Consider the following 22,883-nt stretch of genomic DNA (forward strand, 5'->3'; position numbering starts at 1 on the left):
TCTGCATAGAATGCGCATTAGAGGTTCTTTGATATGCTCTTACATCGTTCTTTAGTTTAAAAAGCCTTCCAACGCTGAGGTTGGCTTACCGTCAGCCTGCCAAGCACCTTTGTTATAGCCTTGATTATAACCTGGGGTTGCAGCTGGCTCCCAATAAAATACGCCCACGCCTTTACCGCCTCCGATACTCCGCACCTTCGTTTTGATTGCGGAAATAAATGCCTTGGAAGCAGCAGGTTCATTATATTCCATCCCGATTTCACTGATAACAATGCCTTTACCATATTTCGCAATGAGGCTATTGGCATTGGTAATCGTCTGATCCACCTTACCCTGCCAATCAGAGGAAGACGGATATAAAGACAGTCCAATAAGGTCAAACTGAGCTCCATTATCAATCAGTCCACCAATGTTCCAGTTCAAAACGGAACTGTTATCCCCGTTAGCTAAATGTACGATCGTCTTGGTGCTGCTGCTTACGGATTTAACAGCGTTATTCCCTGCATTGACGAGCCACGCATAGTTTTTCATATTCACTGAGGCTTTGCCGTCATCCCAGAGCATGCCATTGTTCGTTTCATTGCCGATTTGCACCCAATCCGGTGTCACACCCTTGCTCTTCATCGTGTTCATAACATAGACGGTATGGGACCAGACCGCATCCATAAGTTGTGTAAATGTAAAATTGCGCCATGCGTAAGGCTTATTCTGCTGTCCTGGGTCAGCCCATGAATCGCTATAATGCAGGGTCAGCATAACGCTCATGCCTAACTTTTGAGCTCGCTGCGCAAGTTCTGCTGCCTTCTCGGCATTCATGTATCCGCTTGCATAATCCTTCATGTCAGGATTTACCCACACTCGAATACGAACCGAATTGATCTGATAATCGTCCCGTAAAATTTGCAGCACATCCCGGCGAACCCCTTTTTTATCCTTCCAGGTCATACCTTGGGCTTCCATCCCTGCGACCCAGCTTATATCTGCTCCTTTGGCGAAAGCAGGGGCGGCCGAAGCCGCACCCACTCCCACAGAGCCCAATGGGTACAAAAAGCTGGATAACAAGATCAACATCGCAAATACCATAGTACGTTTACCTGTTTTCATAAGTCATCCCCAATCTAAATTGGATACTCACATTGCCTCTGGCCAATCCACCTGCTCCCTCACTCGGGAATCAGCGGCGATCACATGTATAACGTGTTCTAATTATTGCGCTCTGTCTTTAGAACCTTAACAGCATAGGCACCCAATTGAACGCTGCTGTCTGCTATCACAAGATTTTCAAGCATATCCGCATAAGTTCGTCCATCCAGTGTAATCTCTTGCGGCTCATGCGTAAAATTCATTACAAAAATATAATCATGAACTCCATCGGTACGAATCGCTGTGTTCACTCCATGTGGCAACTGCACATCGAGTGCTTTACTGAGACCTGCCTCATCAATTAAACTCTTGTAAAAATGACTATGGAATAGTCCGGTGTTGCGTGATGCGATGTAATAAGCTTTTCCCTGTCCCAAACGGTTCACCGTCAAAGCTGGACGTCCTGCATAAAAGTCTGTCCCGTACTTAGCCAGTACCTCTGCACCCTCCGTATGAATGAGATCACACAATTCAACAGCTTCATATTCCCCTTGTAGATCCAGCTCATTGCCTTCAATCGGTATAATGTAGTTACGATCATGATCATGCAATCCATCAATCTCTTCCGACCAGATTCCCAGCGTTTTACGAAGCGGCCCTGGAAAGCCTCCAAGAAAGCATAAATCATGTTCATCCACGATGCCAGACCAATAGGTTGCTACGAAAATGCCGCCATTTTCGACAAACTTCTGTATGCGCTCCCCTACACCGCTGCGGACCATATACAACATCGGAGCGACCAAAAGTTTATATTTGGAGAAATCTGCATCCATATGAATGACATCTACTGGCACTCCCTGCTCCCATAAAGCCAAATAATGTGCTTCAGCTGTCTCCTCATATTTCACGCCTTTGTTCCGCGGTCCCTGTGAATCGTTGATTCCCCAACGGTTCTCCCAGTCAAAAATGACTGCGGCCTCAGCCGGTACGGATGTACCGACCACCTCTTCCAGTTTTTCCAGCGCATGACCGACATCTGTCACATCCCCGAATACCCGAGTATGCTCGTGTCCTACATGATCGACGACTGCACCATGCAGCTTTTCACTCGAACCGCGACTTTTCCGCCACTGAAAATATTGAACAGTGTCTGAGCCGTGCGCCACAGCCTGTAAAGACGATAGCAGATGCATGCCCGGTCGCTTCAGCTTGCTAACGTCTTGCCAGTTCGTCAAACTTGGCGTACTTTCCATGAGCATCCAAGGTTTCCCACCTTTAATGGAGCGAATAATATCGTGCATCATAGCCACTCTTGCAGCTTGACGGCTGTCATCTCCTTCACGGTCATGCCAGGTCGGATAACTATCCCAGGAAATAACATCGAGCAGATCAGCAAACTTCCAGTAATTCAATCCTTCGAAAAACTCCATTAAATTGGTTGTGACTGGAATGTCCGGATTTGCAGCCTTAAGCGGCACAATCTCATGCTTGATAAAATCTGCGGTCTGTTCGGTTACAAACCGTCTCCAGTCCAAATTCATGGCATGAACCTGCGTTTCACCATGAGGTGCTGGAGATTCGACTTGGCTCCAATCTGTAACTGTATGACTCCAAAATGTTGTCCACCATGAATGATTAAGCTGATCCAGCGTACCATATTTATCCTGCACCCAAGTGCGAAACGCCTCCTGACAATAATCACAGTGACAGTCTCCACCAAATTCATTGGAAATGTGCCAGCCAATAACAGCAGGATGATTAGCATATCGCTCAGCCAGCTTCGTATTCATGATACGTACTTTTTCCCGGTATACAGGCGACGTATAACAGTGGTTATGTCGAAACCCGTGCAAGTTACGGACACGGTTAACCCCTACACGCAGCACCTCGGGATATTTTTGCGACATCCAGGCTGGTCTTGCTCCGCTCGGAGTGGCCAAAAACGCATAGATTCCGTTCTCAGCAAACGAATCCAGAATACGATCCAGCCATTCAAACGTAAATATACCTTCCTCAGGCTCCAAGGATACCCATGAGAAAATGCCGACAGACATTACGTTGCATTTGGCTAGTTTCATCAAGCGGATATCCTCCGCTAACACCTCGGGATATTGCTGCCATTGCTCCGGGTTATAGTCTGCTCCATGCAGCATACGCGGAACTCGCTCACTAATGGGAGGGTACTTGGTTATGTTTGGATATGTCACTGTAAATCATCTCCTTGTATTAGTTCTGTTACTCTTTGACGGAACCTAGGGTCATACCTTTAACAAAATACTTTTGTAAAAATGGATATACAATAAGAATAGGCGCTGCACCAATGAAAATTTGTGCTGCATTAACCGTCGTCTGAGACAGTAATTCCATCTCTTTGGGACTCATGCTCATGGAACTCATATCCTTCTGTATAATTACAGTTTGCAGGAACGTCGCCAGCGGATAATCCTTTGCATTGCTCAAATAGAGCAGACCATCAAACCATGAGTTCCAATGAAATACCATACTGAACAGCGCAATCGTCGCAATGGAAGGCATGGATATCGGTAAGAAAATACTAAACAATGTCCGAAAATGCCCTGCTCCGTCGATCAATGCCGCCTCTTCCATCTCTTTGGGGATACCTCTGAAAAAGTTCAGCATAAGAATGACCAGAAATGTATTGACCGCTCCTGGCAAAACAAGTACCCAGAAGCTGTCCATAAGATGGATCTTTTGAATAACCATATAGAATGGAACCAGACCACCGTTAAAAATCATACTAAATACAAACAGCCATGAATAAATGTTGCGACTGCGGAACACCGTGGTTTCCTTCGAAAGCGGATAAGCAGCTAAAAAGGTAATAAGTAGCGTCAAGCCGGTTCCCAAGACAGTCCGACAGACAGAAATCCAGATGGAGTGCAGGAAAATTGGGTTATTCATCGTTTTCTTATAGGCTTCTAATGAAAATTGCACTGGCCACAGTCCAACCAGATTAGCATCTGCTGCTGATTTAGCACTAAATGATACTGCCAACACATGAATCAATGGAACGATACACATGATAGACAAAATCACTAGTAAGCAAATATTGAACACATTGAAAATGCGGTATGGCGTTGTTTTATGATACATGACTCTCCCTCTTTCAGCCTTGTGGAATCAGAATATGCGGTAACCTGCCCATTTGTAAGCAAGCCGATAAGATATCAGAATGAGAATCATACTGATAACGGATTTGAACAACCCAATGGCGGTAGCAAAGCCCATCTCCCCATTGATCAATGCTGTCCGATAGACGAATGTGTCAATAATATCGCCTTTTTGGTATACCAGCGGATTATAAAGGTTGAAAATCTGATCAAAACCAGCATTCAGAACATTACCAAGGGCAAGCGTCCCAACAACGACCACCATCGGAATCAATGATGGTACAGTAATGTGCAGCGTCTGTCTCCACCGGCTCGCTCCATCCATTTCAGAAGCCTCATACAACGAAGGATTGATACCCGCCAGTGCAGCGAGGAATACGATGGTATTGTAGCCAAACTCTTTCCATATGTCCGATACAATGACGGTAAAACGAAACCAGTTGTTATCTCCCAGAAAGAAGATAGGCTGGATTCCTATACTTCCAAGAATCCGGTTCATAAATCCGTCAGTAGCCAACAGATCAATCAGAATGCCACCCAAGATTACCCAGGACAGAAAATGTGGCAGATACACCAATGTCTGAATGGAGCGCTGAAGTCCGACCTTGCGAATTTCATTCAGCACGATAGCAAAAACAAACGGAACCAGCAGATTGAAAAACATCTTTAACACAGCAATAATCAGCGTGTTCCATACGACCTGAAGACTGTCCTCCCGTTGGAACAAAAAGCGGAAATTATCCAGTCCAACCCATTCAGAACCAGTTATGCCTAGCCAAGGTTTGTAATTTTGAAAGGCCATCACGATGCCGCCCATTGGAATGTAGCTGAATACAATTAAGAAAATAATGGCTGGCAGCAGCATGATATGAAATGGCCACGTACGTTGCAGACTTCTCATCGCAGTTCCTCCTGTAACTCTCATGGTATACCTCAATTATAAAAGCGTTTTCGCAGTCCCAACAGTTCAAAAAACCAACATACATGGCACAAAAGCAATCATTTTTATTTAATCCATATGAAGCTGAAGTAAAAAGGCTGTCCACCTCGGGACAGCCCTCCTAATTTGTTTTACAACATCAACAACTTTTACTTTTCTACGCTCTTATACCATTCGTTTACTTCCTTTGTAATTTGTTCGCCACCAGCGGCTTTCCACGTCTGTACAAAGGTATCAAAAGCGGAAATCGGCTGTTTTCCATAAATAATTTCATTGAACGTCTGGCTTTCAATCTTATCGAGATAATCCTTTTTAGCCTTCATCGTTGGCGTAGTTGGTCCCGTGAACTGATCCTTCATGGAGATATCTTTCTGTTCCATAAGCACTTTGGCCGCTGCGGGAGTGTCTTTCCCGTAATTCACCATTACATCTTTCTCCAGTCTGGTTTTCGGTTCTGCACCGTCAGCCAAGCTTAACAAAGCCTTCATTTGGGCATCGGGAATACGCGCACCATCACGAACCAGCAAATAACGAATAGAGTTTACATAACCACCCGGTATTTTATCAATAGACACCAGCTTTCCATTGGCATCTAAATCATAATCGTAGCCCTTAAACAGCCCATTCGACAAATCACCGTCCGGTTTGGCATTTGCATAATGATCAAACAAGTAATTTTGATATGTGAAGAAGGCTTCAGGATGCTGCATTTGTTTGTTGATGAGTACGACACCATTGGTGTACTGCGTTCCATGGCGCATAGCTTTGTTGTCAGGTCCGGCTGGAATCTTGATCGGCTTCCATACAGCACTCGGCGCATTTTTAACCGTATCTTGAAGCGGCCATCCGCTCATCCAATATGGCCCAGGAATCATCCCGGCTGTCCCTGCAACTGTAGGTTCTGTCGTTTTATTTTCATCCCATAATGCTGCTTCCTGAGGGATATATCCTTTTTTGAGCCACTCGCTCAGTTTTTGCAGACCCGGCTTCATGCCAGGCTGGACAGAGCCATATTCCAAGCTGCCGTTTGCACCTTTGTTCCACTGCTGGGGTAGTGTGCCATAAGCCCCGAAAATCCAGGATGGGTCACCCATCCAAGTGTTCATGGATGTTTTGAAACCGATGCTGAGCGGGGTCACTTTGTCCGGAGCCAATCCGTCCGGATTTTTATTTTTAAAGGCATCCATCACTTTTTCAAGATCATCCATCGTCTCAGGGGCCTTCATCCCCAGCTTATCCAACCAATCTTGTCGTACCCACAATACATAATCATGGTTATAGGCGAAATCAAGCACAGGGATACCCATTTTTTTACCATCCCGGCTATACTGATTCCATACATTCGTATCCTGACTCATGGCCTGCTTCCAAGAATCCGAAGCATATTTATCAAACAACGGGCCAACTTCAGCGAACATACCGGAATCGATCATATCCTGGGCCAGCTGCTCATTCTCCGTCCCCAGTACAACGACATCAGGCATCTCCTGACCGGAGGACATCGCTAACCGCAGCTTGGTAGCAAACGCACCGTTGGTATCCGTGACAGACCAGAGTGATTTTATATTAATACCAAATTTCTCTTTGGCCCATTTCGTCGCAACGTTATTTTCGATAGATTCGCCATTTTTAAATTTTAAGGCGGGATCTACACCCCATACCGTGGATATTGTAACTTCTGGGTTGTATTTTTCTTTGTATACGTTTTCAGTTTTAGCTGTGCTGTCCGCATTCCCATCATTTCCTGCACCTGAGCAGCCCACAAGGCCAACCCCTAATACCATAGTTGCGGCGAGCAACGACAATAGCTTTTTCTTCGAATGAACTCGCATCTTGTTCCCCCTCTAAAAATCATTTTCTACTCTTTTATTATAAGAGGGCTTTTCTTAGCAGCCTATGTCACAAAATAAATATTTCTGCACCTTTCCCAACTGATCTTTACTCATTCGTCTTTACTGGTCCCGAAATTCATGCGGAGTCATTCCATAATGTTTTTTGAACATCTTGCTGAAATATTGGGGATTCTGATAGCCGAGTTCAGTTGTTATTTCATATATTTTTTTGTTGGAATATTTAAGCAAATAAAGAGCCCGTTCCATTCTCATTCGGATAATATAATCTCCCAGGCCTTCCCCAGTTTCGGCTTTATAGATTTTGGACAAATAGACGGGATGAAGATAGACCTGATCGGCAATCGTCTTAACAGACAGCTCCTGTCCTTTATCTTGAGCGATCAACTCCTGAACCTGCTTGACCACATAGCTTTTGGCGCTTTGCTCGCTTGCGGACCACTCGGCTTTAAGCTTGTTCATCATGGAAAATATCCACTCTTTGAGGTGGGGAAACGAATGAACCAATTTCTGCGCATGTAACGGATCGAAGCCTACCTGGTCCATTTGTGTAATGAAGCGTCCTTGTTTGTGAGCTGTATACATAAAGGCGCTCGTTACCGAAATAAACAGTTCATACAAATGCTCGCGTGTATAACCTGCCTCTTCCATTTTGCCAAATACACGGCTTACTTTTGCTTCGGCCTCTTCCCATTGCCTGGACTCTAGCAGATGAGTAAGCGTAGGGTGCGTATAAAGCCCTTCCAGCGACTTCACTGAGCTATGTGACTGTTCTGTCTGCTCTTCTATGAATAGCAGTGGATTCGTTTCCTCCTGTTGGTTCCAATATAAGGATCTGATTGCTGTCTGATATAGCTTAGGCAGCTCATCCGGAAAATGAAACCAATTCGTTAATGTGACGTAAATTTCACCTTTCAAGTAATTGCTCACATTTTTTCGAAAGGTCTCAATCGCTGCACGCAAAAAATGATTCTGTTCATCCATAGTCCTTTCAGCAAATAAATCCCAATTTCCTTCTATTAACACGATTAGGCAATCATGTGGCGCTTTGCAATGCCAAACATGAAAATCAGGAGCAAACACTTCTTCTGCAATATTTCCAATCGCATACTCAATTAAGGACACTGAGTGATAATCCATATCAGAAAAATGCTTGCCCAACTGAATAAGCAGCATACTGGCAGGATGTTCTGTACGTAGCTTGATTTCATATTCGGACATTTTGTCCGTTATTTTCTGTACAGTCAAATCACGCCCGAGTAACAAATCGTGCATCAAATGAGTGCGCAGCACACCGAAATCGTTCCTGCGACTGTATTGTAATTGATGAACCTTGTCGAATGCTTCCCATTCTTCCTTTAGCGAATCCATAGCAGCTGACACACATTTGATAAACTCATCATCATCCACCGGCTTTAATATGTAATCAAAAGCCTTAAGCTGGAGCGCTTTTTTAGCGTATTCAAAATCAGCATAGCCTGTCAGTAATAAACTTCGGATGTGCGGCCAACGTTCGTTTACTTCAACAATCAGCTCTAATCCCGTCATGCCAGGCATACGAATGTCCGTAACCAGAATATCAATATCATGCGCTTCCAGCACATCTACTGCTGCCAAGGCTGAAGCTGCTTGATGTACCCTCTCAATTCCCAATGACTCCCACGGTATGGTAGCCGCCAGGCTTTCAGTAACATAACTCTCATCATCGACTAGTAATATCTGAACCATCAGTATCCTCCAATTTAACTATTTCTTGAATTTGATGAAGAATGGATCAACCCGTCTTCCTGCCCTTCTTCAATTGACAGTGGCCATTTTAAAATCACTCTCAATCCTCCCAACGGAGACAACGAGAATTCCAGCCCGGCGTTTTCACCAAAATGTAATCGCATTCGTTGATGCACATTCCATAAACCATAGCCACTTTTCTCCTCTACAGGCTTCTCAAGTGCTAATGTCAGGGATGTTATATCCTCTTCACTCAAACCGAGTCCGTTATCGTCTACAATCAAGTACATGGATGAGCCGATGCACTCAGTCATAATACGGATGATCCCCTCCTCCGCCTGAGGTTCTATTCCGTGCAGCACTGCATTTTCCACCAGGGGTTGCAATACAAGCGGTGGAACCAGCAGACTACTCGCCTGTGAAGAAATATCAATAGTGAACGTTAACCGTGGCATACGCATCTGCTGAATTTTCAAATAATATTGCACAAACTCGACTTCATCCGATAAAGGAACCAAATCTCTTTCCTGTCTTGTCGTATAGCGATAATATTTGGACAAATTATGAGCCATAGCCACGACCGCCTCATGATTGCGCAGCTTTGCCATACTCGTAATAAAGGAAAAACAATTATAAAAAAAATGGGGATTGATTTGAGACTGGAGCTGCTTTAGACGAGCTTCCTTTACATGCAGCTTCTCAACGTAAACCTTCTCAAACAGCTCTTGAATCTGTTCGACCATCAGGTTGAATTGACGTGACAGAAATGCAAATTCATGACTACCCTTAGGACTCAAACGAACAGCATAGTCTCCATCCTTTAATCTCCGAAACGCCCGCACAAGCTGGAGAATCGGAACTTGTACCTGTGAGTGAAGAAGATAAGCACCAATGATCCCCACCAGTAGCGAGCCAACAACGGTTATATAAAATAGTCGGTTAGATGAATAAATCGGAGACATCATATCGGACAAAGGCATGTAGTCAATCAAATACCAACCTGTTGTTTGCGAAAGAACGGCGTGAACAAGGTAACTCTCTTCTCCAATTTTCACGGTCAAATTATCAACTTCATGTAATCCCAATTTCTCCAGTTTCGCAATCAGTTGGCTTGACAATTCTTCGTTTGCAGAGCGATTGTAAATCACGCCTACACCTTTTTTATAATAAAAAGGCTCCTTTCGTCCGTCGCCTTTAAAGCGGTCAAGCATGTCCTGAATGTTGCTGCTATCGAATTCCACTTTAATAATTGTGTTAGCGGTTTCCGGATTGGCTAGTGAGGAAAACGGGGATAAGGTATACAATGAAAATATAAATTGATCCTTACCGTACACTCTTTTTTTAGATACCTGCCAGCCGTTTGTAATCGATTGTCTTAATTTCTTCTGATCATAATAACTGGCTCCATTCTCCGATACAACTCGTCCAAGCGAAGGAGAATATATACTCAGCCCTGTTCTCCAGTTCGAAGAGCTTTCCTGAAGCCCAAGCTTGGTTTGAATCCGCTTGACAAGGTTAATTCCATCCAGGTTGAGAGTCTTATCCTTTAAAAAAATTGCTTGGAAACTGGCTACATCAGGATCATGAATCAGCAGATGCGGCCAGGAGGAAATCATTTCAATATTCGTATTCACCTGGTTTTGAAAAAAAGTCAGCTGGTTATAATTGGATTGATTCAGTTCTTCACGTAATACGCCTGTCGTTGTCTGATTAGAGTAGACATACAGAAGCAGCACAGGTATCAGCAATACGATAACGATGGAAACGATTTTAGTATAAAAATTAAATTTAAACATGAGTTTTACACATCCTCTGCACAAAAAACAGGCATACTTAAAAGGTATGCCAGAGCCCTGACCTTCGTTGCCGCCACTACATACTATACATTATTAAGGGTTGGCGGTGATAATATGTTTGACGCTAAGCAAATGGAATGGTTAGATCAACTATCTGCTGAAGACCTGGCCATATTAGGTGCCGGCTTCAATACACTAGGTGATTTTTTTGATTTTTTGGCGCTGATTAAAGCCAAACAGGAAACATCTAAGGAGCTAAAAGGTAAAAACACTAAATCAAAAACTATTTAATAACGAATTTTACACGAGTCCCATCCTCATACTGATCTAACTGGTGACTGACCCATGATCCTGCCCCACGATTATCCTTAGGAGCTATGTATTTGATATTTGCACCCTTACCCCCTTCTGAGCACATAGCCATCGGCCATTCATCACGATCAAACCCTTTACGAGTAGGAACACCCGCAAGTGAATGCTGACGATTTTGCTCGGCTCCTTCCCGGTCAATTGTGCATACTGGTGATTTTCCCGCTTGAATGGCTTCCTTAATATGCTGCGCCGTTTCAGGATAACGACCTGACGGAAATTGCAGCGTTACCTGAGCTGATGAAGGCGGGTTCTCTCCTGTTATTTTCGTAAAAAGATTGTCTCCTTCAAACCAGTACGCTCCCACAGCTAGCAACACTAAGGCTATAAAACTTAGCAACTTTTTCTTCAATTTCCCTCTTCCTTTCAAGCTATTCCAGTAAATGACCTTCAGCTAAGGTAATCCCCAGCTTTTATTTTTTGTAACCCCTTACCGACTATAAAAAAAGGTTAAATATCCGACGACAAATAGTATAGAGAGGAGGTTGTACGAATGAACGATGAGATCAAACTGGCCGTGAGCCAAATGCAAGCTGTTGTAATCCGGTTACTGAATGGAAATACCGTAATTGGCTGGCCTAAGCTCCTATCTGACCAAGAAACTCAGCAATTCAAGCTCTACGATGACGAACACGTATATACGATTTCCGTTAATGACGTGGATACAGTCGCAAGAGTTATTGTATAAGATACAGAGAACGACTTAATGAGTCATCCAGCGGACAAGCCCAAACAAGGCGCACCACAGGAGAAGACTAATCAGAATTCCCCAAAATAAACCTTTAAAAAGCTTCATACCATACTGACAACCTTTCCGACTGGGCTTTTTCCCCATTATAGCATGTCAGAAAGACAGCTGTCGCAGCTTGCTCTTACATTGTCTTTGTATCATATATTTTAAATTTTGAAATCACGAAACCAAGAAAAAAGCACAAAATTCCGAGATTAGGACTGATCACCATTGAAAATGCAATCATGACATAATAAAAGTCACAATTTAACCGAAATTTAATGAAATTTTTCCGAAAATGATGTATAATTATTGACATAACAAAACGCACGAGGTGATCATCATGGCATTATTAAACAGAGTTAAGGAATTAAAATTACAACTGCCTAACGAGCATCATAGCATTTCACAATACGTGGAGCATGCATTGCATTCGATTGACAGTTTCGTAGAACAACATCGTCAATTTGTAGCTGCTCAAGCTTTATATGGTGAAAAAATCAACGGTACGGAAGAAAGATTATTTCGTGACACAATCGCTGAGATTAAAGCCCAACTAGTAGCTACTCTGGAGAAAACAGTTGAAGATTTCGCGCACAAAGGCGATAAGCACTGGAAAAATCATTATCAGGACGGCGTAGAATAAGCTGAAAATAAAACCCCCAGTCTTTGGACCGGGGGTTTATTTGTTTGGTATACGCCAGATGTGGCAATGTACGTAGACTATTTTAACACTTTGGCAGACGTCGTTACCTTCTTACCACCATAGACTACTTTAATACTGGAGCTTCCGCTATCCAAGGCCTTCACCTGACCAGCTGTAACCTGTACGATCGACGGTTTGGAGGATGTCCATACCGCTGAATTGGTCACATTCGCAGTCGCACCTGAATCATAAACTGCACTCACGCTAAGTACTTGAGATGAGCCCTTAGGCAGCTTCAGGTTTTTATTGCTCAATACCAGCTTAAGCAACTTAGGTGTAACCTTAATCTCCACGTTAAACGACTTATCCTGGTACGTACCCGTAATGGTTGCTGTTCCAATTCCAACAGCTTTAATGGAAGACCCTTTTACGACCACTACAGAAGCATTCGATGTTGTCCATTTCACTTTACTGCTCAGGGTAACTTTTTTACCATCTGTATAATTGCCGACGACTTTGATGGACTTACTTCCCTTCAAATTCATCTCAGCATTCGAAAAACTTGGTGTCAGTGTAGAAATGGCTCCCTCCACAATGACAGGCACTTTCACGTATTTATTCATATACATTGCCTTGATTCCCGAGTTTCCACCACTCACCGCTTTTACTTTGCCATTTCCCACTGTAACTGCGGCTGTTGTAGCTACCCAGCTTACCTGGTTGGTAACATCCAGTACTCCGCCACCAGCCATGTGTGCTTTTACAGTCGGAATACTCGTTTCTTGGCCTGCAACCAATACATATTTTTTCTCAGAAGCCGTCAGCTTAAGAACCTTATATTGTACGGTCACTGGAATGTCCAGCTTGAGCGCCCCTACAGTCGCTGTCAATGTTGCACTACCTGGGTTTACTGCTACCAGTTTACCATTTGCAATTTTGACTGCACTCTCACTGCTTAAGCTCCATTTTACATCGGATTGAACTGCTTTTTTGGCTCCATTGACCAAATAAGCAGATATACTCGGAAGGGAAGTTTTGCTTCCAGTTTCGAGAGTCAGACTGGCTTTGCTTGAGACCAGTTTTTCGACAGTTGGAAGTACATTAATCTTCAGAGTCTTACTCAAACCATGATAGGAAGCTGTAATGGTCGAATTCCCTACATCCATCGGTGTGATTTTCCCTTGCTCTACAGTGGCAACCAGCGAATTAGAGGAAGTCCATTCTGCTGTGTTGGTCACATCTGTTTTGCCGCCAGTCAGGTTCACATCGGTTGCAGTAACCTGAATGGGGGAGCTACCCATATAGACCGATTTGGAGCCAGTCTCACTCAGTACCAGTGCCTGGGATGAAGAACGAACATACACGATCAATTGTGCATTCAGTCCATCTTTGGCGGCTTTAATGTAAGTCACGCCTTTGGCAAGTGGACGTACAAGTCCATTTTCTACGGTAGCAACAGCTTCATTCGTGGATGTCCATTCCACGCCGGACACATTTTCCGTGCCACCTCCGCTAAGCACACCTTGAGCAGTCAGTTGCTTCGATTCTCCGCCAATAGTCAGATTCAGAGGACCCGTCGGATTGAATTGCAGCTTGCTGTAAGGCGATTTTACCGTAATCGTCGTACTTACTGTTTTCTGATCATATGTGGCAACAATCTTAATCTGCCCTTTGGACACTGGGGTAATGAGTCCCTTTTCTACCTTTAAAATACTTGAGTCCCCGGAGATCCATTCAGCTTCTTTGGTTACATCCGTTTTACCAGTCTCCGTCACAGACCACACTTTTAATTGAGCGGGGCTCCCACCCAGATTAACTGTGGTTGGATTTTGACTGTCCCACTGTACTGTGGAGGTCGTTTTCTCCTCAGCCCGGATCAAACCTGCTGGCCATGCTGCGAATACAAACATCAGCAAAGCAAGTAAGAAGGTACTCCGTTTGCTCATACGTTTCATACGCTCCATTCGTTTCTCTCCCTTGGTTTCATTCTATAAAACAGGATATTATTAACAATCCCATTATCTTTTATCGGTAAGCAGCTAACTAAATTGAACCCTTCATCAAAAAAAGGTGAATTATAACAGTTAAAGTTCGCCACGCAGTGACCTCACTACAAATAAATGCTCTTCCTTGGATAAGGTTTGTCCATCCTCAAGAGTCACATGGTCTGCCGAGTGACTAACCAGCTTTACATTATAAGCAATCAGTTGATCATCTCTCCAAATCGTCACCGCCGACTGAAAATGAATGGCATTATCAAACTGTAACGGAACATTCATTACATAACCGAAAGCGTTCAGCCTCGCTGGCTGGCGGCTTTTACGCTCACGTCCCGGAGGAAGCATGGTAATATGCGTAATATTTTCAAAAGGAATAGCCAGCATTTTCGGGCCCAAAATAACGCATTTTCGTATATCATCCCATTTTTCAAGTGTGCCGCGCACCTTCTGGGTATGACCGTTGTTGCCGTGATATAAAATGACCTGACGTCCCTTCCATTGACGCATGTCCTCACCTCCCGTGCTAGCGGTTAGGAATCTCCCACCGAATCGGTTCCATTCCATGCTCTTGCAAAAATGCATTGGTACGTGAAAAAGGCTTGCTGCCAAAAAAACCTCTATGAGCCGCCAATGGACTCGGATGAGCAGATTTCAGCACCAAATGCTTGCTGGTATTCACGAAGCTTGCTTTTTTCTGAGCATGGCTCCCCCACAAAATGAACACTGCCGGCTGTTCACGTTCATTAATCGCTTCAATGACAGCATCCGTGAAACGTTCCCAACCTATTCCCTGATGAGATTGCGGTTGTCCTTCGCGCACGGTCAACACGTTGTTCAGCAGCAGCACACCTTGCTCCGCCCAAGGAACAAGATATCCCTGATTCGGAATCGAAGTGCCGACATCATCGCGCAGCTCCTTGTATATATTTTGTAGAGATGGCGGTGTACGCACACCGGGTCTAACCGAAAAGCTCAAGCCGTGAGCTTGTCCCTCTCCATGATATGGGTCCTGCCCTAATATAACCGCTTTGGTCAGATGATATGGTGTTAATTTGAGTGCTGAAAACAAATCTTCCTTTGGAGGATATACCTTATGTAACTTGTACTCTCGAGCTAACGTATACCTTAATTCATCAAAGTAAGGCTTTTCGACCTCTTCCCGTAGTACATCATCCCAGTCATTCCCAAACATACTGCTGTCTCCTCTCAATATGTAAATCTGTGAAAGCTGTTAACTTTTGTACAAACAAATAAAGCTGACCCCTCATCCGGAGCCAGCTTATTTATTCGTTACTTGTGTTTCTATGCCGAAGGACCAGAAAAGTATTCTTACAATAGTCAACTACCGCGGGGTCTAAATTCGATTTCCTTATTATAGCATTCACGGTATTGATGTCAAGTAACTGAATGCTTAAATTCCTCAGAAGTAAAGCTCTTAATTGCTGTATTGGTTACGATTTTGGATGAGCATTCAGGTATTCCAATGCATTGTATAACATAACAGCAGCTTCGGCACGTGTAATCGCACTTTTGGGATGGAAATTTCCTTTCCCATCCAGGACATTGACCTTGTACACTAGCGAGCGTTGAATGCGGCCTTGGTAAGAAGGCTCCAGCTCGCTGTCATCTGCAATATTTGCAGGTGCGATTTTAATCATGGGAAGAGCACCTGCTTTTTCCATGCCCTGAATCAACATGTGAGTGAACTCTTCTTTGGTTAGTGCTTTGGCAGGATTGATATCTTTTGGAATGTCTACACCGTTATAATACGCGTTAATAAAAGCTTCGGCGTACCAGGCGGTATCCCTAACCTGGGTAAACAGTCCACTCGCCTGCGGCGCCTGGTTCAAATCAATGGCGGCCAAACTAAGCTGAAGTCCGCCCGAGATCAACTGAATGCCTTGGGCAGCGGTCACTTTAGATGAGGGGAGAAACTGCGTGTCAGAGGCACCTTTAAGTAACCCCCGCTCTTTAAGGGATATGATTTTTTCTTTGCCATTTACATGGCCCAAATCCTTGAATTGACTGTCTGCCGCAGACAAATGACCTCCAATCGAGAAGGACAGCAGAGCTATAGTCGTAAGGGCTGCGATTGCACTTTTTCTCATGCTCATGTTAAGTTCCACCTTGTAGTTGAATTAGGCCGCTTGGCCGTTAACAACTTCTTGACGTGGTTCACGATAGAAAGGTTGCAGCAGTTGCTACTAACCTAAATTGAACAATCTAAGCTATATAAAAAAAACTCTCCTCTGCTTCTAGCAGGGAGAGTTTTTAGCTCACTCCATCGGATTTAATTGCGTGCTGGATTCAGCTTTGCTTGCAGTATCTTGTTGAATCCGTTCATTCTGTTTGTGGCTTGGCATTTGCCAATTTTATATGAACATCTCTCAATTGTTTGTCAGTAACCTCTGAAGGGGCTCCCATTAATACATCCTGTGCTTTACTGTTCATTGGAAAAGCAATAACCTCTCGAATATTCGATTCATTTGCAAGGATCATTACAATTCTATCAATTCCAGGTGCTATACCTGCGTGAGGGGGTGGCCCAAATTGAAAAGCATTAAAGAGTGCAGGAAATTTACTCTTAATCTCTTCATATGTATAACCCGCGATCTCAAAGGCTTTTACCATAATCTCTGTATCGTGGTTACGGACAGCCCCCGAGGACAGCTCAATTCCATTACATACAATATCATATTGGTACGCCAAGATCTCCAGAGGATTCAGATTCAGCAGCGCATCCATGCCACCTTGCGGCATCGAAAATGGGTTATGGCTGAACTCTATTTTATGAGTACCAGGGTCCAATTCAAACATGGGGAAATCAACAATCCAGCAAAACTTAAACGTATCCTTTTCCAATAGATCCAGCCTTTTGCCTAATTGGTTTCGGACAGCGCCAGCTATTTTTTCGACATTTTTAAGCTCATCGGCAGCAAAAAACAGTGCATATCCCGGTCCAGCTTGCGTTACATCGATCAATTCGTTTTTTACCTTCTCCGATATAAACTTTGCAATCGAGCCGCTGATAGACATATCAGCATTAAACTTAATCCATGAGAGACCTTTCGCTCCAGCCTCCATAGCAAAGTTCACGATATCGTCGTAAAAGCTTCTTGGCTGTGCTTCACAACCAGGAGTAGCAATAACTCGTATCGTTTTATTTTTAAACACTTTAAAATCACTCTCTGTAAAAAGCTCTGTAACATCATGGATAATTAATGGATTTCTTAAATCAGGTTTATCGCTCCCATATTTGAGCATAGCTTCTTGATAGGGAATTCTACTAAAAGGCTTTGAAATTTTAAAATGTGTAAATTCAGAAAAAACTTCATACAGCATATTTTCAATTACATTAAAAACATCTTCCTGTGTAGCAAAAGCCATTTCCAAATCCAGCTGATAAAACTCACCGGGTGATCTGTCTGCTCTTGCATCCTCATCTCTAAAGCACGGAGCAATTTGAAAATATTTATCAAAGCCGGAGACCATTAATAGTTGTTTGAATTGTTGAGGTGCCTGAGGCAAGGCATAAAATTGACCTGGATGCACTCTACTAGGAACTAAATAGTCTCTGGCGCCCTCTGGAGATGAACTTGTCAGAATCGGTGTCTGAATCTCCAAAAAATCCAAATCAATCATCTTTTTTCGGATACTTTGAATGACTTTAGAGCGTAGTACAATATTATCATGCAGATTTTCATGGCGCAGATCCAGGAAACGATACTTTAATCTTAAATCTTCCCGGGCTTCATGTGCTGAAGATACTTCAAAAGGCAATGGGTTCATGACCTTCCCTAACACTTCTATCTCCTTGGCAACGACTTCAATATATCCGGTTTTCATTTGGGGACTGATCGTGCTTGCGGACCTGTGACATACAGTTCCTACGACAGAAATGGTTGATTCCCTGCTGATCTTGGATGCAAAATCCTTTAATTCATTAGGATCAGAGACAACGATTTGCGTAACCCCATAATGATCCCTAAGGTCAATAAAAACAATCCCGCCAAGGTTACGCATATTTTTAATCCAACCTGCAATTCTCACGATTTCCTCGACATGCGTCTGATCCAGTTCTCCACAGTTATGAGTTCTATATCTATGCACAGAAACACCCTCTTTCTTTTACCCTAGTATCTACATGGTTTCAATGATGTAACCCATGGTCTGATTGCATATATTGCTACTCTATTCTGCATGAATCCGGCCATGGGCTTATACGGTTAGAACATACTGCACTTCATTATTAGCTTCTTGCCCTAGCTTGAATCCAACTAGATTGTAAGACTAGCAGTTAAAGCTTTAAATCTTTCATTCAGGTGCTCTGCAGTCTCAACCATTATTTTTTGTCCTATATCGTCAACATGTCTATTCTTCCAATTCTCAAGATCTGTCCCCTTAACCCATTGATTAAAAGCGCCGAGGGCTGGTCCGCAGTGTACTTGATAATCGACTCTGTTGTTTTTGTCGCCATTAATGGCAAGTCGAGTAGAATAAGTAAAGTACCATCTAAATATCAAGGCCATCTTCCGTTTCGGGATTCTTTCAGCTTTTTCAATGATTTCAGGCGGATAATAAGCTTTAATATCTTCGTAGACTTGTTCAATACTCTTCTTAAAATACTTTTCTTCAATATAGTGTTTTGTTTCTCTATCAATTTCATCTATGGAATTATAATTACGGTAAAGGTCATATAATTTATTCGCCCTGGCTGGGAAAAACACTCCTTTTTTCATAACCTGAACTTTTGCGCCCATTTCAAACATATCCCCTGCTGGAGCGTAGTCCGTATCCTGAATGTTTAACTGCTGAAGCAAATCTTTTACTTCATCACTCGTCCCTGCTTCAACTGTGCACTGATTGATTGAACCCGTCATGATAAAATCAGCACCCAGTATAAACGCCGCCGCTGCAGCTTGTGGAGTCCCTATTCCCCCGGCTGCCCCTACCCTTATACTTTTATTGTATTTATACTTTCGAATCGCTTCATCCCTCATCTGAAGCATCAGCGGGACCAATACATAAGCAACTGCATGGTCAGTATGCCCACCTGAGTCAGCCTCGACGCACAAATCATCTACCATGGGAATTTCCATCCCCATCATCGCTTCTTCCCGGCTGATCCTATTTTCCGCCAGCAGCTTATTGATAATATTCTGAGGCGCAGGACTCAGGAAGGCTTCAACTACCTCGGGCCTGGATACTTTCGCAATAATTCTGTTCTGTGGCGTAACATTTCCCTGTGCATTCCGTCTCAGCCCCTTCAGCCTGTACCTAACCAAAGAAGGTGTGATACTCATAAACGCAGAGGCTTCAATATTTCTAACACCGTATTTTATGTACAAATCAACGATGTTATTTTCTATGTCTGGGTGGTCCGGCACATGAATCAGATTCATTCCATAGGCTTCGCCATGGTTCAATTGCTTCTGAATATACTTTATGGTTTCCTCCAGAGCATCCATCTTCACTCCCCCAGCTCCAAAAAATGCCATCATTCCTGCCTTTCCTGCTGTTACGACCATCTCTTTTGAAGAGATTCCCTTGTACATAGAGCCTATAAGATACGCATACTTAATTCCGTAATCTTGTTTAAATTCGCTATGCCCAAGAGACTCTGCCGTAAATCGTTTGCTGGATTCCAGTACGTCATGACCGGATTTTGTTCTGGGAGCCTGTCGCTTTTCGAATATCGATTCATCATTTCTCAACGTATCCTTCGACATCTCCTCCTGTACCTGCTCGTTCCGGTCTTCAACCTCCGTCAGGATCAATGGCTCTGCTTCTCGTTGTATGGCATTAACCAATCCTGCCACGACATTTCCAGGCCCGATCTGAATAAACTGGGTTACACTTTTACCCATCAGATAGCGTATACTTTCCGACCATTTGACCGGGCTCACAATCTGGTTGATTAGCGTGCTTCTTAAATCCAGCTGCTTGTAGGGTCTGGCATGGACATTTGAAATAACGGGTATTTTGATTTTTGAGAATTCGAATGACGCCGCATAAGCATCAAATTTCTGTCTCGCACTTTCCATATACCTGGAGTGAAATGCTCCACTTACATTCAAAACCACATAATTTCTGGCTCCAGCATCCTCAAAAATTGGTTTCGCCTGCTCAATCAGTTCCTTTGGCCCTGAAATGACAATCTGGCTGGGCGAATTATAGTTGGCAACATCGAGCTCTACTAATTTATTTTTTTCCATTACTTCCCGAAACACTTCTTCTTTCAAGCCTAAAACTGCCGCCATTCCGCCGCCAGCAGCCCGAGCCATCAGTTCTCCTCTTTTTTGGACCAGCTTCAAGCCGGTTTCAAAATCAAACGCTTCCGCGGCAAATAAAGCATTATATTCACCCAAGCTATGTCCTGCAACATAATCGGGTTTTCTTCCGGTCTCTCTTATTTTTTTCAGATAGCTTAAAGCGTTTACGACGAATAGGGCTGGCTGGGTAAAATCCGTTTGCCCGAGCTGGTTGGCAGGGTCTTCAAGGCACAGCTTCTGAATAGAATAACCAAGAACTGCATCCGCTTTGGCAACCCATTCTGGAAATTCATCAAACAGTCCTTCGCCCATACCTTTTACTTGAGCTCCTTGTCCAGGGAACAGATATGCGATCATTGATTTCCTCCTTGTTAGTAATGGATGCATATTAGGCAAATATTTCGAACAGACGATCCAAATTTTTTATGTCCTGTTGGAAAGGGGAGAGAATGGAACAAACGCTTGCCTTTTTCTTGGGGCCAAAATTATACTTTACAAAATTAGCAAGTGTGCCCGAGGGGCCGAGATCAATATAGACAACCCCGTCCCTGTCTCCCAGACACTTTAGAGCGCTCTGAAATTGCATAGGCTTTCTAGTAACATCCCAAAGAAAACGGTTGTCAAGCCATGTCGTCTTCCCGCCGTACATAGATGAAACCATATTTATTTTAGGGCTTCTTATGGTCTTAAGCTTCAAGACCGCCATATATTCCAATGCAATTGGATCCATTAAAGAAGCGTGAAAAGCATAGTGAACTGGCAACCTTTGATAGATCGTTCCATTTGCTTTCAAATAATGTTCAATCTCTGTCAGACCCTCGCAGCTGCTTGAAATAACAAAATGCGAGTCGAAGTTGATGGCTGCCAGTTCTGAGTTGTTATGCAATACGGGCGCTTCGTCATACAGACCGGAATCGCCAATGACGGCCATCATGCCCCCTTTCGGACAGTACGCCTCCACCAGCTGTGCTTGCTTGATAATGCATTGAAGTGTGTCCTCATAGCTCATGCAGTCAGCCACAGCAACAGAAACAGACTCACCCAGGCTAGAGCCTAAAACATAATCAGGATAAATTCCCTTTTCCAATAACACCTGTGTGAGCGCATATTCAACCATGAAAATTGCAGGGTGAGTATCTAGCAGGGTGTCAAACTCTTCTCCCCTGCGACGCGTGTCATCGTACAGCGTTTTTAATACAGACCTGCCTGTAATATCCGTATGAATCTCATCCAACCTGGTCATCCATGTTCGGAAAACCGGGTTGGACATATATAATTCCTTTCCCATGCCGTAGTATTGCGAACCTTGACCTGAAAACATAAAAACCACTGATCTGTCCATCCGAGTAACCCCCACAACGTATTGATCAGACTCGCCTAAGCAGTTCCTCTATCATTCACAGTTCATAACAAATTGCGCACTAATTGCATTTGGGATGCCGTAGGATTACTTTCATTAAGGACATTCTCCATATGCTGCCTGATTGCAGGTTTGAATTTCGGTTCTGTGATGATATATAGCTGCCCTTTTCGGATGCCCTCAAAAATTTGATGGGCCACATCCTCTGGAAGTATGCCATTTTGGACAGCCTTGCGAGCCAATTCGGTAATGACTTGTCTTTCGGGCGGAAGATTTCCACTCCCATCTGGCTTACGCAGCTCTGTCGGGCGGTTTCGCTCTGCATCCATAATTTGAGTACGGACGAATCCCGGACACACAACCGACACTCCCACATTAGAACCGATCAATCTGAGCTCTTGATATAGCGTTTCAGACAGGCTTAAAACGGCATGCTTTGACGCGCTGTATATTCCATTTCCAGGACCGGACAGCAGACCGGCAATCGATGCTGTATTTACAATATGGCATGGAGTTTTTTGTTTCACCATAATAGGAACAAAAATTTCGGTAGCAAACAGAATTCCCCAAATGTTTACGTTAATTACCCACTGCCAATCTGCCACAGTATTCTCCCATAATAAGCGGCCTGTGCCGGCATCCACACCTGCATTATTGAACAAAAGATGCACAGCACCAAAGGTCTGAACTGTTTTTTGCGCTAATAAACGAATATCAGCTTCTTTGGAAATATCGGTCACAACAGATAGTGTAGCTGCGCCCATTTCTTGCAATTCTCGTTCAGTCCTTAGAAGAGCCCCCTCCTCAATATCCGCCAGAACAACCTTCATCCCTTCATTGACACATCGGTCTGCAATAGCTCGGCCAATTCCGCTGGCAGCTCCCGTAATCACAGCTACCTTATCTTTAAACTCCCTCATGTTTACCTCCTGAATATTCGTATTTTTCGTTAGACAGGGTTTTGTTCCCCAATGTGTG

The 22,883-nt window shown here is 43.7% G+C and carries 18 protein-coding genes and 1 pseudogene; 3 read left to right on the forward strand and 16 right to left on the reverse strand.

Annotated elements, in window-relative coordinates; all coding sequences use genetic code 11:
* Positions 1-51 precede the first annotated feature (51 nt).
* The 7 genes and pseudogenes from C400_RS0118210 to C400_RS0118240 all read right to left on the reverse strand — a co-directional run bounded on the left by C400_RS0118210 (position 52) and on the right by C400_RS0118240 (position 10,528).
* The gene (locus tag C400_RS0118210; protein WP_017427835.1) at positions 52-1,104 is read right to left on the reverse strand and encodes a glycoside hydrolase family 53 protein; all 1,053 of its coding nucleotides are present in this window, start codon (positions 1,102-1,104) and stop codon (positions 52-54) included.
* Positions 1,105-1,202: 98 nt separating this feature from the next.
* The gene (locus tag C400_RS0118215; RefSeq protein ID WP_017427836.1) at positions 1,203-3,290 is read right to left on the reverse strand and encodes a beta-galactosidase; all 2,088 of its coding nucleotides are present in this window, start codon (positions 3,288-3,290) and stop codon (positions 1,203-1,205) included.
* Between the two features lie 28 nt (positions 3,291-3,318).
* Positions 3,319-4,197 carry a carbohydrate ABC transporter permease gene (locus C400_RS0118220; protein ID WP_016822415.1) on the reverse strand — a complete coding sequence of 293 codons (879 nt, stop codon included), beginning with the start codon at positions 4,195-4,197 and terminating at the stop codon, positions 3,319-3,321.
* A gap of 27 nt (positions 4,198-4,224) precedes the next feature.
* Positions 4,225-5,115 carry an ABC transporter permease gene (locus C400_RS0118225; RefSeq protein WP_017427837.1) on the reverse strand — a complete coding sequence of 297 codons (891 nt, stop codon included), beginning with the start codon at positions 5,113-5,115 and terminating at the stop codon, positions 4,225-4,227.
* Between the two features lie 188 nt (positions 5,116-5,303).
* Positions 5,304-6,986: an extracellular solute-binding protein gene (locus tag C400_RS0118230; protein ID WP_017427838.1), complete on the reverse strand. Its 1,683-nt coding sequence runs from the start codon at positions 6,984-6,986 to the stop codon at positions 5,304-5,306.
* A gap of 120 nt (positions 6,987-7,106) precedes the next feature.
* Complete coding sequence (locus C400_RS0118235) at positions 7,107-8,732, reverse strand: response regulator transcription factor (RefSeq protein ID WP_017427839.1); 1,626 nt, start codon at positions 8,730-8,732, stop codon at positions 7,107-7,109.
* Positions 8,707-10,528: pseudogene (locus tag C400_RS0118240) on the reverse strand (sensor histidine kinase). The gene C400_RS0118235 and the pseudogene C400_RS0118240 overlap by 26 nt, the downstream one beginning before the upstream one ends.
* 132 nt (positions 10,529-10,660) lie before the next feature.
* Here C400_RS0118240 and C400_RS28060 point away from each other — a divergent pair.
* Positions 10,661-10,819 (forward strand): hypothetical protein, encoded by a 159-nt coding sequence (locus C400_RS28060; RefSeq protein WP_207714775.1) that lies wholly within the window; start codon positions 10,661-10,663, stop codon positions 10,817-10,819.
* Here the strand turns inward: C400_RS28060 and C400_RS0118250 are convergent.
* Positions 10,812-11,249, reverse strand: a complete 438-nt coding sequence (locus C400_RS0118250) for a NucA/NucB deoxyribonuclease domain-containing protein (RefSeq protein ID WP_016822420.1) — start codon at positions 11,247-11,249, stop codon at positions 10,812-10,814. The two genes, C400_RS28060 and C400_RS0118250, sit on opposite strands and share 8 nt — an antisense overlap.
* 141 nt (positions 11,250-11,390) lie before the next feature.
* Between C400_RS0118250 and C400_RS0118255 the strand changes: the two genes are divergently transcribed.
* Together C400_RS0118255 and C400_RS0118260 are read left to right on the forward strand one after the other, a co-directional pair.
* Positions 11,391-11,585, forward strand: coding sequence for a hypothetical protein (locus tag C400_RS0118255; protein ID WP_016822421.1), 195 nt, complete (start codon positions 11,391-11,393; stop codon positions 11,583-11,585).
* A 385-nt stretch (positions 11,586-11,970) separates the two neighbouring features.
* Positions 11,971-12,273, forward strand: coding sequence for a hypothetical protein (locus C400_RS0118260; protein WP_013371923.1), 303 nt, complete (start codon positions 11,971-11,973; stop codon positions 12,271-12,273).
* A 77-nt stretch (positions 12,274-12,350) separates the two neighbouring features.
* On the opposite strand, the gene C400_RS0118265 is transcribed toward C400_RS0118260, so the two are convergent.
* The 8 genes from C400_RS0118265 to C400_RS0118300 all read right to left on the reverse strand — a co-directional run bounded on the left by C400_RS0118265 (position 12,351) and on the right by C400_RS0118300 (position 22,825).
* Positions 12,351-14,237: an Ig-like domain-containing protein gene (locus tag C400_RS0118265; protein WP_017427841.1), complete on the reverse strand. Its 1,887-nt coding sequence runs from the start codon at positions 14,235-14,237 to the stop codon at positions 12,351-12,353.
* A gap of 120 nt (positions 14,238-14,357) precedes the next feature.
* Positions 14,358-14,780 carry a hypothetical protein gene (locus C400_RS0118270; RefSeq protein WP_017427842.1) on the reverse strand — a complete coding sequence of 141 codons (423 nt, stop codon included), beginning with the start codon at positions 14,778-14,780 and terminating at the stop codon, positions 14,358-14,360.
* A gap of 16 nt (positions 14,781-14,796) precedes the next feature.
* A complete protein-coding gene (locus C400_RS0118275; RefSeq protein ID WP_017427843.1) occupies positions 14,797-15,465 on the reverse strand; it encodes a uracil-DNA glycosylase in 669 nt (222 codons plus the stop codon).
* Positions 15,466-15,724: 259 nt separating this feature from the next.
* The gene (locus C400_RS0118280) at positions 15,725-16,387 is read right to left on the reverse strand and encodes an S-layer homology domain-containing protein (RefSeq protein ID WP_017427844.1); all 663 of its coding nucleotides are present in this window, start codon (positions 16,385-16,387) and stop codon (positions 15,725-15,727) included.
* 226 nt (positions 16,388-16,613) lie between these two features.
* Positions 16,614-18,383 (reverse strand): aspartate--tRNA ligase, encoded by a 1,770-nt coding sequence (gene aspS / locus C400_RS0118285; protein WP_017427845.1) that lies wholly within the window; start codon positions 18,381-18,383, stop codon positions 16,614-16,616.
* 167 nt (positions 18,384-18,550) lie between these two features.
* Entirely contained in the window at positions 18,551-20,902 is a 2,352-nt protein-coding gene (gene fabD, locus C400_RS0118290; RefSeq protein WP_017427846.1) for an ACP S-malonyltransferase, read from the reverse strand.
* 31 nt (positions 20,903-20,933) lie between these two features.
* On the reverse strand, positions 20,934-21,887 hold the full coding sequence (locus C400_RS0118295; RefSeq protein ID WP_017427847.1) for an acyltransferase domain-containing protein: 954 nt from the start codon (positions 21,885-21,887) through the stop codon (positions 20,934-20,936).
* Between the two features lie 62 nt (positions 21,888-21,949).
* Positions 21,950-22,825, reverse strand: coding sequence for an SDR family NAD(P)-dependent oxidoreductase (locus tag C400_RS0118300; protein ID WP_016822429.1), 876 nt, complete (start codon positions 22,823-22,825; stop codon positions 21,950-21,952).
* Positions 22,826-22,883 lie beyond the last annotated feature (58 nt).

This window comes from Paenibacillus sp. ICGEB2008, assembly GCF_000307675.1.
Classification (GTDB): Bacteria; Bacillota; Bacilli; order Paenibacillales; family Paenibacillaceae; genus Paenibacillus; species Paenibacillus polymyxa.

What these genes read in the sequence shown, in the direction of transcription:
- C400_RS0118295 (WP_017427847.1), bottom strand. Translation starts at nt 21,887, where the DNA reads ATGGACAGATCAGTGGTTTTTATGTTTTCAGGTCAAGGTTCGCAATAC.
- C400_RS0118230 (WP_017427838.1), bottom strand. Translation starts at nt 6,986, where the DNA reads ATGCGAGTTCATTCGAAGAAAAAGCTATTGTCGTTGCTCGCCGCAACT.
- C400_RS0118260 (WP_013371923.1), top strand. Translation starts at nt 11,971, where the DNA reads ATGGCATTATTAAACAGAGTTAAGGAATTAAAATTACAACTGCCTAAC.
- C400_RS0118275 (WP_017427843.1), bottom strand. Translation starts at nt 15,465, where the DNA reads ATGTTTGGGAATGACTGGGATGATGTACTACGGGAAGAGGTCGAAAAG.
- C400_RS0118270 (WP_017427842.1), bottom strand. Translation starts at nt 14,780, where the DNA reads ATGCGTCAATGGAAGGGACGTCAGGTCATTTTATATCACGGCAACAAC.
- C400_RS0118300 (WP_016822429.1), bottom strand. Translation starts at nt 22,825, where the DNA reads ATGAGGGAGTTTAAAGATAAGGTAGCTGTGATTACGGGAGCTGCCAGC.
- C400_RS28060 (WP_207714775.1), top strand. Translation starts at nt 10,661, where the DNA reads ATGGAATGGTTAGATCAACTATCTGCTGAAGACCTGGCCATATTAGGT.
- C400_RS0118280 (WP_017427844.1), bottom strand. Translation starts at nt 16,387, where the DNA reads ATGAGCATGAGAAAAAGTGCAATCGCAGCCCTTACGACTATAGCTCTG.
- C400_RS0118255 (WP_016822421.1), top strand. Translation starts at nt 11,391, where the DNA reads ATGAACGATGAGATCAAACTGGCCGTGAGCCAAATGCAAGCTGTTGTA.
- C400_RS0118265 (WP_017427841.1), bottom strand. Translation starts at nt 14,237, where the DNA reads ATGGAGCGTATGAAACGTATGAGCAAACGGAGTACCTTCTTACTTGCT.
- C400_RS0118235 (WP_017427839.1), bottom strand. Translation starts at nt 8,732, where the DNA reads ATGGTTCAGATATTACTAGTCGATGATGAGAGTTATGTTACTGAAAGC.
- C400_RS0118220 (WP_016822415.1), bottom strand. Translation starts at nt 4,197, where the DNA reads ATGTATCATAAAACAACGCCATACCGCATTTTCAATGTGTTCAATATT.
- C400_RS0118225 (WP_017427837.1), bottom strand. Translation starts at nt 5,115, where the DNA reads ATGAGAAGTCTGCAACGTACGTGGCCATTTCATATCATGCTGCTGCCA.
- C400_RS0118210 (WP_017427835.1), bottom strand. Translation starts at nt 1,104, where the DNA reads ATGAAAACAGGTAAACGTACTATGGTATTTGCGATGTTGATCTTGTTA.
- fabD (WP_017427846.1), bottom strand. Translation starts at nt 20,902, where the DNA reads ATGATCGCATATCTGTTCCCTGGACAAGGAGCTCAAGTAAAAGGTATG.